Below are 13,806 nucleotides of genomic sequence, written 5' to 3' on the forward strand. Positions count from 1 at the left end.
TTTAAGTCAATAACAGGCTCTAAACGGCGAAGCAATGCCAAGTGGTCAGGTGATTCGATCGACCATTGCTGCTCGCCCTTGAACCATTCGTCATAACGGTGGTAGGTGACTGCGCCATTCGTCACCTTGCGACGCACGTAGTCGCATTCTTTGGAAGTGGCGTCGGTCAATCTGAAGTAATCAACATGTTTCTTATGCGCTCCATGCCGCATGACGAAGATGCCTGGGTAGCACGTCACGTCAGGTTCAAAGGGAGATGCTTGCGCTAAATCGAGTACATATTCGACAGCGAAGCGCTCCGCTATCAATCCCCGCAGCTTCTTGCCATACTTGTTCTTGGCAAATCGGTCAGGACAAATGAATGCGAGCCGCCCCTCTTTTTCCAGCAGTTGCAAGCTTCGCTCAAAAAAGGCGACGTACAGGTCGGCACGGTCGTAAAAGCACTTGAGCGACGATCGGTATCGTTCAAGTTTTGCTTTGGGGATTGCTTCCTGCCGAACGTAGGGCGGATTGCCAACGACCAAATCGAACTTGCGATCGAAATCATGCTCTAGAAAATCGCCGATGACGACCCAATGACCTGCCAACTTGTTCGCCAGGCTCTTCGAGACTCCTTCGGTCACAAGTGCTTCGGCCACGCGATCTCGGCAAATGGCAACCGCGTCGTGATCTCGATCAATCGCGAAGATGCAATCGGCGACTTCAGCAAAAGATTCCGGAATCCCTCCGGCATGCACAAGCCGAACGGCCGCCGCTACGGTGAATGCTCCCTCGCCACAGCCGGGGTCCAGCAACTTTGTTGATCGCTCACCGGTGTATTGCGCAAGATCGAGCATCAACGCAACGATATGTGGCTTGGTAAAGACCTGGCCATGCACAGCTACTTGCGGCGAATCGTCGATCTTGCGGTAGACACTGAATGCCTGTTCCATGCTGGCGCACTCTCGGAGCATCCGTGATGACTGGGCGACGCGAGAAAGCGGATGGGGAGGGATTCGAACCCCCGGATGCCTTGCGACATCGGCGGTTTTCAAGACCGCTGCCTTAAACCACTCAGCCACCCATCCGGCTGCGAGTTCGCCCCGCCAGTTTACCAATTCTGTCAGTAGGCACACTAGGGGCGGTCGAGTTCGCTGCCGTGTCTAGGTTGGGTTGTGGCGTTGAATCGAGAATCCCCCCACACTTCTCAATGAGCCGAGGGTTGGGAGCGCAGGTCGCGGGCGAGACGCCGCTAGTCCCGGTTGGGATAGACGTCTAAGTCCTGGCGGCCGAAGTTGTAGTCGGACCAGCGGCTGTTGTAGCTCGGCGACTGAGCTGGATACCAGGTCGACGACGACGGTGTCGAGCGAACGGATGGCGAGGGCTGCGAATGGTAATTGGCAGACTCGCGACTGCGAAATGCGCGAAACCGACCGGCCCTGCCCCAGGTCGGAGTCAGCAGCACCGCTGCCCCAGCGACCACGGCCAGTGGCACTCGCGTCAAAGAATGAATCGTCATAGGGCACCTTGCGCGAGAAAGGCAGGATCAGTTCGTCAGCCGAGGATTATTGCATCCGATTAGCCACGGTTTCGCCGTCAAACCTTCGATTCACGCCAAAACGGCACTTTAATCACCGCCTGCTACTTGGACATCAATGCCGCAAGGCGAATCTGAGCGATGCCCAGGGCGAGCAATAAAGTGGCCTAGAATCCAACAACACTGGACGGAGCAGAGGATTGTTTCAGGACATCGCCACTGATTAAATGGAGGCCGCTGGCTGGCAACCAGATGACACCCGCGCCTGAGGCGTACACGAAGCCGGACGCGGTTCCAATGAAGGAAGGCAGAAAATGTTGCGCACATCGTTAACATTGATCCTTTGGGCTGGGCTTGTGGCCCCCATCGCTGCCGAGCCAACCCGAGAGTCAGTCGCTCGGGGCAAAGCTGCGACGGCCTTCGTTCATTTTGGGAGTGCCGAGGGATCGGCGACGGCGTTTTGTATCGATGCCGAGTCAGGAATCTTCGTCACGAATCAGCATGTGGTCAAAAAGCTTCCCAACAACGGAAGGCTGCAACTCGTCGTCGATCCAAGCAGCGATCGCCCGCGCGAGCTGCTGGCGCGGGTGTTGCGAACCGACGTGGAAGCGGACCTGGCGATTCTAAAGGCAGTCGATCATGCCGAAGGGTTGACGGCGCTGGAGTTGGGCGACGACACCGCACTCTTTGAAACGATGTCAGCCACGACATTTGGCTTTCCATTCGGAAAGCAACTGGCAGCCAAAACGGAAAAGTTTCCCGAAGTCAGCGTGAGCATCGGGCGCGTCACCGCCTTGCGGCGCAAGCAGGGCAAGCTTGATCGTATCCAGCTTGACGCCACGCTGAACCCTGGCAACTCCGGTGGCCCTGTCATCGATGAGAATGGGAAACTCATCGGGGTTGTCAACGCTGGCATCTTTGCCACAGGGGTCAACTTTGCCATCCCCACCAGCAAGCTAGAGGCCTTGCTTGCCAAGCCGATCGTTTCGTTTACGCCACCGGCCATCAAGGCCGAGGAGCAAAGTGCCACCACATCGTTCGAGGCCTCGATCGTGTCGCTGGCAAAGACCGCCGAGCAATATGTAGTTGAGCTCGAATTGCGCGGGGGGGGGGCAACCGGTGCGAAAGTTCGCCACTCGACGGGGGGCGGAAAGTAAATATGTCGGCGAGTTCGTGGCGATTCCAAAGCCGGATAGCCCAAAAGTCAATGCAGACGGGCAGGATGTCTGGTTGGACGCGACCGCAACGCTCGGCAGTGGGAAAGTTGAAGGAAAACTGCTCAATCAATCGTTTTCGGTGAATGGAGAGTCGTTGCGTTTCGACAATGTGCGATTGTTCGAGAATCAGCAACCTGTTCAAGTCACGCGCCGCGACGGCACTCGTGTCGGCGGCAAGCCAGTGGGATTGCGACCTGCAAAATTCAATCTCGGGGGGGCGACGGTCGAACTGGATATCGCCGCGATCAAACGCATCGAGATTCGACATACCGAACCGCACCGCGAGCCATTGCAGTACACGCTCACCGTTCGGCTGGCCGGCCAGGAAATTGCCAAGCAAGAAGGAACAGTCGCAATACTTGCGGCCGCCAGCAGCCTTCCGGCGGCCATGTCCACCACTTCGTTCCAGCCGTTCTCGGGCGAATCGCGGCAAATTGATTTGCCTGACCCGATCGCCGACGTGGTGGTGGCGCGAGGAGGACAATTGGTGCTGCTGTATCTGAAGAACAGCCGCAAGCTGGCGGTCTACGACGTGAATCAAGTCAAGATCGTCCGCTACCTTTCGTTGGCCATGGACGACGCGCTGATTGCCGCGGGGCAGGACAAGCTGGTGATTATCTCGCCGTCCGCTGGGACGATCGAGCGCTGGTCGTTGGACACGTTTGAACGTGAGACGCGCCGCACGCTGACACTGCCTGATCCAACGGCAGCGATCGCTTTGGGCTATGCGTCGCAAGGCCCCTTGATCGCAAACAATTCGGCCAAGACACCTGGCCATGCTCCCAGGTTTATCGACCTCCAATCGTTGGCCCAACTGGATGTGAAGATCGAAGGCTCGTCTCCGCGCGACTGCCGGGCTGATTCTCTGGTTCGGGCTTCGGCAAACGGCCGTACGTTCACCTGGTGGGCCACCGAAACATCTCCCAATGGGATCAACGTGCTTCGCCTGGCTGGAAGTCGGGGGCAGTATGCCTATGAACATTCGTCTGCCTCTTACTTGGCGCCGAACTTTGACGGCTCGTATGTCATGACCGGCAATTACGGAACATTTCGCTCCGATCAGATTGCGCAAGGTTCCGTTCGCGGCTATTGCGTTCCCACGACGCATCCCCGTTTTTTCGTGAACCTGCCCGCGCCGCAGATTCCGGCTATTCGCAATAATGCCAAGCAAAACGACAAGACGATTGCCACGATTTATTCCGTGTCGGGACAAGTCCCCGTGGCAACATTACCCGACATTGAGCTCGGCGCGCCCGAAAAACTGATCGGCTGGAATCGCAGCAACTTTACTTTTGACAAGCGGTTTGTTTATGTCGTGCAAGCTGGTCAGTTTCTTTACATTCCGCTGTCGAATGATCGATTGATGGTGCGTAAGTTTGACCTCCGCGAGGCCCTTGACGCGAGCGGCAATGACTATCTATACGTCTCGTCGCTGCCGCCGAGCGCATTTCGCAAAGGTGAAGAGTTCAGCTATCAACTGGAAGTGGTTTCCAAGCCAGCCGAGTTTACCGCCCGACTTGATAGCGGCCCCGATGGCATGGCGCTGAGCGCTGATGGCAAGCTCACCTGGAACGTGCCGGCTGATTTTGCCGACCGCCGTATCGACGTGATCATCTCAATTGAAAACAAGAGCGGGCAAGCGGTGTTTGAACGGTTCGGCGCGGATCAGGAATGAGGCCCTGCCGCTTCGTCAGGCGGCAGCGGACCAACTCGGAACGGTCTGAGTGGCCGAACCTCGGCGGCTCGCGGAGTGTCTATTACAACTGCCCCTGCCGGCCGGTTTTCGCTATACTTTCCGGCTTACGGTGGGTTGGCTGCTGGTGTTACGGACTGGGACGCCCTTTGTATCGGCGTCGCATCGGCGGCAACGACAACTCATCGCTGGCACCAGTTAGGCGCGCCATTCATGCTTTCGGTCAAGTTGCCCGACGGATCGACCAAGGAATATTCCCGTCCCGTTCGCCCGCTCGACGTCGCCCAGGAAATCGGTCCCCGGCTGGCCAAGGCCGCCGTGGCCGCGGTCGTCAATGACCAAACGGTCGACATGACCACCCCCCTGCCCGCCTCGGGCCAGGTGGAGCTTAAGCTCCTCACGCGCAAAGACGCCGAGTCGTTGCGGATCATGCGTCACTCGTGCGCCCACATCATGGCCCGCGCCGTGATGCGCTTGTATGACGGCGTGCAACTGGCGTTCGGGCCGACGATCGAGAACGGCTTTTACTACGACTTTGAATTGCCGCACAAGCTGACCGAGGAAGACTTCCCAGCCATCGAAGCCGAGATGCGCAAGATCATTAAGGAAGACGAACCGTTCGAGCGGATCGACGTCCCCCGCGCCGAAGCGATCAAGATTTGCGACGACCTGAAGCAGACCTTGAAGGTCGAGCACATCAACACCGGGCTCGTCGATCAGGCTTCGCTGTCGTTCTATCGCCAGGGCGAGTTCCTGGACCTGTGCCGCGGGCGCCACATCCCGAGCGCTAGCTTCGTCGGCGAGTTCAAGCTGCTGAGCGTGGCCGGCGCCTATTGGAAAGGGGACTCCTCGCGTCAGCAATTACAGCGTCTGTACGCGACCGCTTTCTTCACCAAGGAAGAACTCGAAGCTCATCTCAAGCTGGTCGAAGAGGCCAAACGGCGCGATCACCGCGTGCTGGGCAAGGCGCTCGAACTGTTCACTATCAACCCGATGGTGGGGCAGGGGTTGGTTCTGTGGCTGCCGCGCGGCGCGATCATCCGCAGTATTCTCGAAGGCTTCATTCGCGACGAGCTGTTCCGTCGCGGCTATGACCCGGTCTACACACCGAACATCGGCCGCGTCGAACTATACGAGACCTCGGGGCATTTCCCTTACTACTCGGACAGCCAGTTCAAACCGATCGAGATGGAAGAAGGCGAGCGGTATCTGCTGAAGCCGATGAACTGCCCGCACCATGCCATGATCTACCAGTCCAAGCCGCGCAGTTATCGCGAGCTGCCGGTGCGGTTGGCCGAGTTCGGCACGGTGTATCGCTATGAGAAGTCGGGCGAGCTTGGCGGCATGACCCGCGTGCGTGCGTTCACTCAGGACGACGCGCACCTGTTCTGCACTCACGACCAGGTGGCCGATGAATTCCGCGGCTGCCTGGAAATGACCCAATACGTGTTGAAGACGCTGGGGCTGACCGACTATCGCGTGCGGCTTGGCTTCCGCGATCCAGCCAGCAGCAAGTACGTCGGCTCGGCCCAGGTTTGGAACCAGGCCGAGCGCGAACTAGCCGATGTGTGCAAGAACCTGGGCATCGATGCCCAGGCCGAAGCGGGCGAGGCGGCGTTCTATGGACCGAAAGCCGACTTTGTGGTCACCGACTGTCTGGGACGCGAATGGCAGTTGGGGACCGTGCAGCTTGACTACAACTTGCCCAGTGCCGAGCGGTTCGCGCTCGAATACGTCGGCGCCGACAACACGATGCACCGTCCGGTGATGATTCACCGCGCGCCGCTGGGGAGCTTCGAACGCTTCATCGGTGTGCTGATCGAGCACTTTGCCGGAGCGTTTCCGTTGTGGCTCGCGCCGGAACAGATGCGAGTGCTGACTGTCAGCGAAAAGTCCGAAGAGTACGCCCGCAAGGTCGAAGCCCGACTGCGGCAAGCCGGTTTTCGCGTGTCGGGGGATTACCGTAGCGAAAAGCTCGGCTCCAAGGTGCGCGATGCCCAGCTTCGGCTGGTGCCGTACATGTTGGTCATTGGCGAACGCGACGCCGAGGCGGGCACGGTTAGTCTGCGCGATCGGATCGAGGGGGATCTGGGGGCCATGCCGATCGAGCAAGCGGTCGCCCGGCTACAGGCCGAGGTGGCCGAGCGGCGAATCCGCCAAGTGGCGAAGATGGGGGGCTCGGCCTTCGGCGACCGCCAGTCGGAAAACGCCTATTAAGAGGCGTTTCGTTGACGGTCGCTTGTTCTGGTCCACGCTAACCGGCGGCTTACGCTACGGGCTGCTAGGGACAAGCACGTACCGTGCTGTCGCACGGGGCACTATCGCGCCCCGTTGAAGGTCGCCCCGGAAATCGCCGGCCCGGCCCACATTTTTGTCGGGTGGCGGTTGACGGTCGCCCGACGCGTACCCGATACTGAAGTATTAGGCATCGTCGCGGCGTTCGCGGCAGCCGGTGATACCCAACTTATTGAGTTGTTTTGCAGTTCAGAGTGTAAGGACGTTTACGATCGAACGGTCTCAGAGGGTCAACGAACAGATCCGCATTTCTCCTGTGCGTGTGATTGCCGCCGACGGCGCTCAGTTGGGCATTATTCCCACCGATCAAGCGCTGAGTTCGGCTCGCGAAGCGGGCTTGGACCTGGTCGAAGTGGCGCCGAACGAGCGGCCCCCCGTGTGCCGCATCATGGACTTTGGCAAGTTCAAGTACCAACAAAAGAAGCGGCAGCACAAGGCCCACACGCACCAGACCAAGATCAAGGAAATCCGCGTTCGCCCCAAGACCGGCGAGCACGACATCGAGGTCAAAGTCACGCACGCCCGCGAGTTCCTGCTGCATAAAGACAAGGTCATCGTGTCGGTCGTGTTCCGCGGCCGCGAGTTGGCCCACATCGAAGAAGGCCAGCGCGTCGTTCGCCAGGTGATCAAGAACCTGGAAGACGTCGCCAAGGTCGAGTCCCCCCCCAGCCAACAGGGGAAGCGGATCATCTGCGTCCTGGCACCGAAATAGGTCGGACGCGTAGACAGGTATCTCCAATAGATCCAGGGCTTTCATCTCCTGGATACTTCGCACGCGGCTAATGGCCTGCCTATTCGTCCGTCATTCCCGCGCAGGCGGGAATCTAGAGATTGGGTCGCGCGCCTAGATTCCCGCCTGCGCGGGAATGACGGCAGGGGAACCGCCTTGCCACCCATTGAATTGCGCACTGGACCCACGGGTGAAACCCTTGGCCTTGAGTGCCGTAGTCGAACGTAAACCGCTGCCCTGCCCCGTTTTTCGTTGACAGTCGCGCTTTTCGGCTAGTAGAGTGGATGGTTGCGGAACGAGAGGTGTCACCGCGCCACGCACGCGCCTTGCGCGGCTGTTGCCGATCGTTGACTGGCCGCCGGTGTATCGAGCGCCGCTGTCCGCGCGCATCGACTGTTGCGCGCTGTCAACTCACGGCGAGCGATGCGCATGCGCCCAGGCCGCCGGGTCACGCCGGCTTGCTGATCGTGACACCGCGCCGACGGGCGATGGTCCTGCTCGGCAGACGAAACTTATCGCGCTGTTTCAGCGCCCAATTCATACGAACCCGCTAGACGATTGCTATGGCAAAACAGGTCGCAACCTGGGGCATCGACATCGGCGACTCCGCGCTCAAGGCGCTACGCTGTGTCCCCAACGAAGACGGTAGCCACATCACCGCCGTTGCCTTCGACTACATCGAGTATCCCAAGCTGCTCAGCCAGCCCGATGCCGATCGCAACGAGTTGGTCGTGGAAGCGCTCAAGCAGTTTCTGTCGCGCAATTCGGTTCGCGGCGATCGGGTGGTGATCTCGGTTGGTGGCCAGGCCGGCCTGGCCCGGTTTATCAAGTTGCCGCCGGTCGAGACCTCGAAGATTCCCGACATTGTCCGTTACGAAGCCCGACAGCAGATCCCCTTTCCGTTGGAAGATGTCGTCTGGGACTTTCAGCAACTCAGCGGCGGCATGGCCACCGAAGGGTTCGCGCTCGACTCGGAGGTGGGCTTGTTCGCGATGAAGCGCGACCAGGTTTACAAGTATCTCAAGCCGTTCGACGACGTCGACGTGGAAGTCGACGTCATCCAGTTGACGCCCGAGGCGCTGTACAACTACGTCGTCTTCGACCAGTTGACCAACCTGCCGCCGCCGGACGAATACGACCCCGACAACCCGCCCGACAGCATCGTGGTGATGTCGCTGGGGACTGAATCGACCGATCTGGTGGTGACCAATGGGTTCCGTATTTGGCAGCGCAGCGTGCCGGTCGGCGGCAACCACTTCACCAAGGCGCTGGTCAAAGACCTGAAGATGAACTTTGCCACGGCCGAACATCTGAAGCGGAATGCCGCGCAGGCCGAGGATCCCAAGGCGCTGTTCCAGGCGATGCGCCCCGTGTTCAACGATCTGCTCTCCGAGACGCAGCGCTCATTGACCTATTTCAAGAACAACATCGATCGCAAGGCCAAGATCAGCCGCATTCTGGTTCTTGGCAACGCCATCCGGTTGCCGGGCCTGCAAAAGTTCCTGGCCCAGAATCTGGGTCACGAGCTGGCCAAGGTGGAAAGCCTGCGCGGGCTAAGCGGCAGCGGCGTGATCGACCAGCCCGCCTTCCGCGACAACCTGCCGGCGTTTGGCGTCTGCTACGGGCTGGCGCTGCAAGGCTTGAGCAAAGCGCGGTTCAACACCAACCTGCTGCCCCCCGAGATCATCCAGTTCCGCAAGATTCGGGCCAAGAAGCCGTGGGTGGCGCTGGCGGCGTCGCTGATGTTGATCGGCTTTGGCGCTAGCTTCTTTATGTGGTCCGAGGCGCTCAAAGCCGTCTCGCTCGATCCGCCGCAGGGAGATCAGTTTTCGACGTTTCGGAAGCCAATGGATAACGCAAACAGCGTGATTAACGACGCGGCTAAATGGCAGAAGGAATTTGAGGAGAACCGGGCCGCGTTTGTCAAAACCGATGAAGTGGGTCAGAGCATCGTGCAAAACGTGATGCACCGGGACACCTGGATGCAATTGTTGCGGGCGGTCAATCTCTGTCTGCCGCGCAATGCCGGCGAACGCCCCAAGGAAGAAATCAAGCTGCGCGACGAGATCAAGATCGACAGCTTTGACTGCCGCTTTGTCCCCAAGCTCGAGGAGTGGTACGCCGCTCATCACAAGCCGGCCGTTCCCGCGCCGGGCGCGCCTTCGATGGACGGCTCGCAACCGGGCGAGCAGCCGCCGCCTGACCCGAACGCCGACCCCAACGCGCAGCAGCCGGTGCCGACCGCGCCGACCGACGCGGGGCCGACTGGCCCAGGTTGGGTGATTCAGATCACGGCGCACCATTATCGAAACATTCGCAGTGAGCCAGCCACGAACCAGGGGGCCAACTTCCTTCGCCGGACGCTGATGAAGAATTTGGAACAAGACACCGTGCCCATTCCCGACAGCGAACGCAAGGAAGGTGATCCACCGCGGTTCCCGGTGAAAAAGCTGGGCATCACTTACCCGTTGTTGATGGGCGACGCCGCCATCGACTGGAACTACAAGCTGACGATCCCGCAGGGGGATGGCGGCGACCATGGCGCCGGCGGCGGTGGTCAGGCCCCGCCGCCCAAGATCGTCGAGCAGCCGCGTTATGACTTCAAGGTGCAGTTCTGCTGGCAGCCCTTCAAGCCCGCCGAGTCGGCCGCCAAGCCGGCCCCCGACGCCGCGGCCATGAACCAGTAAACGAGCGAATGACCTGGCGACCGAGCATTAGCGACCAACGAACGCAAGCTGAAAGCGAAACGATATGGACAAGGTGAAGGTCTATCTCACCTGGCTGAAGCGCAATAACTTCTGGGTGCTCTGCTTCATCCTGCTGGCGACGGCAATTGTCTGCTGGAATATGGCGACCAGCCAAGTGGAGGCGGATGTCCAAAAGAATACCAAGCAGATCAATGACGTGAGTTCACGTCTTCGCAGGTTGCAAAAACAGCAGAATCCAAACGAGCGGTTTATCGAAGGCTTGAAAGCCGAGGATAAGAAGATTCGCGATCAGGCGTTGCGGGTCACCGAACTGGCTTACGAGACGCAGCACAAGCTGCTGAAGTGGCCGCTGCCGGCCGAAGTCGAAGCCATCGGCGAATTGAAGCTCAGCTCCAAGGAAGAAAAAGAGAATCACCCGCCCGGAGATCCTCGCGTCCCCGAGATCCCGATCGGCACGCGCGAAATCTATCAGAACCTGGTGGCCCAGCCGGAGATGAAGCGGATCATCGAAAAGGTGAAAATTCGCCGTGTGAAGCCGGCCGACAAGGGAGCCAATCCCAACGCGAACCCGAATCACCGTGCGCCGGCGGCCTTCACCGGGATTGTCACCTGGCCCGAGGACCAGTGGAGCACACTGCTCGACCGCTATCGCATGGACATCACCCCTTCGACGGTGCGAGTCTATGTGACGCAGGAAGACTTCTGGGTCTTCGAGGCGTTGATCGACGTGATCCTGTACATGAACCGGGACGCGACCGACCACTTGAACGCCGTGGTCCGCGGCGTTCAAAAGCTCGACGTGGCGCAGTGGGCCACGCTGGCGGCTCAGCAAGAACCGGGCGTTGATGTCATGCCCGTCGATGCCGACGCCGCGGCCGGCCTGCCCGGCGGTATGGGTGGCCCGCTGGGTGGCGGCGGAGCGTCGCCGCCAGGAATGCCCGGCAGCGAAGCTGAATACGTCAAGATTCCCGGCCAGAAAGGCGCGGCCGGCGACGAGAACAAGCTGAGCCCCGATGACCAGTTGATCGATGGCCGCTATGTGGACGGCGAGAACAAGCCCGTCCCGGCCGAAGCGGTGAAGACCACACCGCCCTTCAACGAATTCAAGCAGTTGCCGATCGTGATGCGATTGCAGATGGACCAGCGCCGTGTGCCCGACCTGTTGGCGGCGCTGGCCAATTCGCCCGAGCCGAAGGCCTTGCCGATCGAAGTCCGGCAAGTGCGGATGTTCTTTTTGGACGTCGACCAGAAGGCCGATGCCGCGGGCTTGGGGGGCAACGCGATCGAGCAGCGAGCCGACCGCGGCCCGTATGATTGTGACGTCGAGATTCGTGGGATTGTGTACTTGTACAATCGGCCCGACGCGTCCAAGCTCGGCTTGGGCTCGGCGGCCACGCCGGCCAAGCGCGAGTTCGGCATTCCGGTGCCGTCGTCGGCCAGCGTGCCGATGCCGCCGATGAACTTCGATCAGCCGCAGTAAGACCAGCTTTGATGGAGCGCGGAACCTTTAGCCCCCGGTCAATGACCGGGGGCCTTGTGGCGCGAAGCCACCAGGGAGTCTCAATACCATGAAGATGAAACTCAAGCTCGACTCGGCCCGCTTCAAAGGGTTTTTCATCGAGCACGGTGAAAAGGTGGCCCTGCTCATCGCGCTCGCCGTCTTGGGATGGCTGGGCTATTCGGCTTACCTGACGCCCATCTATGCCGAGAAGCCGGCGGATTTGGATCAGGACGCGGTCAAGATACGTCGTGTCATTAAAGATGCGCCTTGGGATCCCAAGCTCTACGACATCAAAATTCCCCAGCCCGAGTACCGCCAGCAAGCCGAAGTGGCGATGGTCACGTTGGACCCGAATCGCTATGGCATGGGCATGTTGTGGAGCCCGCCGATCCGCGATCTGCGCGTCCGCCGCGTGGCCCCCACGATCGTCGCCGCCCAGAAGCTGCAAGCGACGTATCGCTTCTCGGCCGTGGCGATGAAAAGCGGCAAAGATGCGTACACTGGCCGTAACTGGATCGTGGTGACGGCGCTGCTTCCTTACGGCGAGCAAGCCGCCGAGTATCGCAAGCTATTCGAGAATTGCTTGAATCCCGTCACGGGCGATTTTCCCAAGTACAACCAGGTGATGATCGAACGCGCCGAAGTGCCGCCAGGGGCCAAGGCCGATGCGCTGGAATGGAAGGCGCTCGACATGGCGGCCAACCGGGCCCAGCGCAAGGGGCTGGTCACCGGCGCCGACAGCGTCGAAAAGAAATTCTTCGACAAATACGTCGCCGAATCGTGCCTGCAACTGGTTGGCACCACGAACGGTCCCGAGGTGGCGCACGAGCCCGAGATTCCGTTCGTGGTTCCCGCGGCCGCCGACGCCAACAAGCCCGCCGCCCAGGCCACGCCGGGAGTCGATGACGACGCGCCGAAGAGCCTGCTCGAGGAAGAAAAGAAGCAGGTTGTTCAACATCAGCAGAATCAAGGCAATGAACCGCAAAAAGCCCTGATCGAAACTATCGATTACAAGCTGATTCGCTTCTTCGACTTCACGGTCGAGCCGAGCAAGGCCTACGCCTATCGCGTCAAGTTGCAATTGATCAACCCGAACCACGGGATGCCGCAGCATTTCTTGAAGAGCCCCGATCTGGCCGAGGCCCAGACGCTCGACTCGGCCTTCAGCGAGCCGAGCGAAACGGTCGCCATTCCCAGCCCGTTCCGCGTGGTGGGTGGCGACGTGACGCCGGCCCGCAGCCAACTGCAAGAAGCCAAGGGGCGCGTGATGATCGTCAAGTGGTCTCCCGAGCAGGGGGCCGAGGTGGCGCACGAGTTCACCTTGGAGCGGGCCGCGGTGTTGAATTATCGCGACATTTCCGCCCAGGTGCCCGTGCCCGGCAAGACGGGTGAATTCAAGGACGGGACGATCACTTACGAAACCGATTACGTGCTGGTCGACGTGGCGGGTGGCGAGGACATCACCTCGCGCGAGAATAGCCAGCGTCGTTATCGCCTGCCCGGCGAGTTGTTGCTGTGGACCCCCACGGGCAAGTTGGCGCTGCGTGGTTCGATCGACCAAGGTGGCGACGCCGAGCGCAACCGGCCGCCGGTCAAGGCCAAGGAAGGAAAAGCCGCCGCCGACAAGGACGCCGATGGGCCAGGCGCGCCAGGAGGCGGCAAGTCGTTTGAAGACTTGATCAAAGGGAAATAAGCTGAGCCGACACGCCATGGGCGTGCGCGCATCTCCGCGGAATTGCGGTTAAAACGCCAGCGTGATTGAAGCCGGGACTCAACTCTCGGCTTTTTTCATGCGCCGATCGACGGCACATCGCCGACAGCGTGGCTTCCCGCCTCCCTGCTCCCACTCCCCTGTCCTTGGCGCGTCAGCACGCCGAGTTGGATAAAGATTCTAATGATTCCGTCGCGAGTGACCTTGACCGGCTTTGCCGGCATCGGTATTAACACCGCCTCTTGTCTGAACTTGTCCCTTGATCCGACCAACAGGTGAGCTCAAACGGCCCACGTTTTCCGGCGAAATTCAGCGGTTTTCGCTGAATCGACCTGGACAACGCGACCCCCGCCGCGCGGTTCACCGAACCTGCCGAACGACCCGTCAGAAAAATCTTGCCGGAAAAAAGTCCGGTCAGATTTGCGCTGACAACAA

8 protein-coding genes and 1 tRNA gene are annotated in these 13,806 nt (G+C 60.1%); 7 read left to right on the forward strand and 2 right to left on the reverse strand.

Translation table 11 applies throughout. The features are described from left to right. Nucleotides 1-932: Eco57I restriction-modification methylase domain-containing protein (locus tag JSS27_20915; protein MBS0211411.1), on the reverse strand; the 932-nt coding region annotated here is incomplete at its 3' end. 48 nt (nucleotides 933-980) lie between these two features. Next, nucleotides 981-1,067, reverse strand: a tRNA-Ser gene (locus JSS27_20920). Nucleotides 1,068-1,830: 763 nt separating this feature from the next. On the opposite strand from JSS27_20920, the gene JSS27_20925 reads away from it, so the two are divergent. The 7 genes from JSS27_20925 to JSS27_20955 all read left to right on the forward strand — a co-directional run bounded on the left by JSS27_20925 (nucleotide 1,831) and on the right by JSS27_20955 (nucleotide 13,353). Next, nucleotides 1,831-2,673: a trypsin-like peptidase domain-containing protein gene (locus tag JSS27_20925; protein MBS0211412.1), complete on the forward strand. Its 843-nt coding sequence runs from the start codon at nucleotides 1,831-1,833 to the stop codon at nucleotides 2,671-2,673. A 154-nt stretch (nucleotides 2,674-2,827) separates the two neighbouring features. After that, nucleotides 2,828-4,408 carry a hypothetical protein gene (locus tag JSS27_20930; GenBank protein ID MBS0211413.1) on the forward strand — a complete coding sequence of 527 codons (1,581 nt, stop codon included), beginning with the start codon at nucleotides 2,828-2,830 and terminating at the stop codon, nucleotides 4,406-4,408. Between the two features lie 231 nt (nucleotides 4,409-4,639). Beyond that, a complete protein-coding gene (gene thrS, locus JSS27_20935) occupies nucleotides 4,640-6,643 on the forward strand; it encodes a threonine--tRNA ligase (GenBank protein ID MBS0211414.1) in 2,004 nt (667 codons plus the stop codon). 289 nt (nucleotides 6,644-6,932) lie between these two features. Continuing rightward, nucleotides 6,933-7,433: a translation initiation factor IF-3 gene (locus JSS27_20940; protein ID MBS0211415.1), complete on the forward strand. Its 501-nt coding sequence runs from the start codon at nucleotides 6,933-6,935 to the stop codon at nucleotides 7,431-7,433. A gap of 581 nt (nucleotides 7,434-8,014) precedes the next feature. After that, entirely contained in the window at nucleotides 8,015-10,138 is a 2,124-nt protein-coding gene (pilM, locus tag JSS27_20945) for a pilus assembly protein PilM (protein ID MBS0211416.1), read from the forward strand. Between the two features lie 64 nt (nucleotides 10,139-10,202). Further along, the gene (locus tag JSS27_20950) at nucleotides 10,203-11,639 is read left to right on the forward strand and encodes a hypothetical protein (protein ID MBS0211417.1); all 1,437 of its coding nucleotides are present in this window, start codon (nucleotides 10,203-10,205) and stop codon (nucleotides 11,637-11,639) included. Nucleotides 11,640-11,727: 88 nt separating this feature from the next. Beyond that, entirely contained in the window at nucleotides 11,728-13,353 is a 1,626-nt protein-coding gene (locus tag JSS27_20955) for a hypothetical protein (protein ID MBS0211418.1), read from the forward strand. Nucleotides 13,354-13,806 lie beyond the last annotated feature (453 nt).

This window comes from Planctomycetota bacterium (assembly GCA_018242585.1).
Lineage (GTDB): Bacteria > Planctomycetota > Planctomycetia > Pirellulales > PNKZ01 > JAFEBQ01.

Bases quoted from the DNA above. Each gene is read 5' to 3' on its own strand.
- pilM (MBS0211416.1), top strand. From the start codon at position 8,015: ATGGCAAAACAGGTCGCAACCTGGGGCATCGACATCGGCGACTCCGCG.
- JSS27_20955 (MBS0211418.1), top strand. From the start codon at position 11,728: ATGAAGATGAAACTCAAGCTCGACTCGGCCCGCTTCAAAGGGTTTTTC.
- thrS (MBS0211414.1), top strand. From the start codon at position 4,640: ATGCTTTCGGTCAAGTTGCCCGACGGATCGACCAAGGAATATTCCCGT.
- JSS27_20925 (MBS0211412.1), top strand. From the start codon at position 1,831: ATGTTGCGCACATCGTTAACATTGATCCTTTGGGCTGGGCTTGTGGCC.
- JSS27_20950 (MBS0211417.1), top strand. From the start codon at position 10,203: ATGGACAAGGTGAAGGTCTATCTCACCTGGCTGAAGCGCAATAACTTC.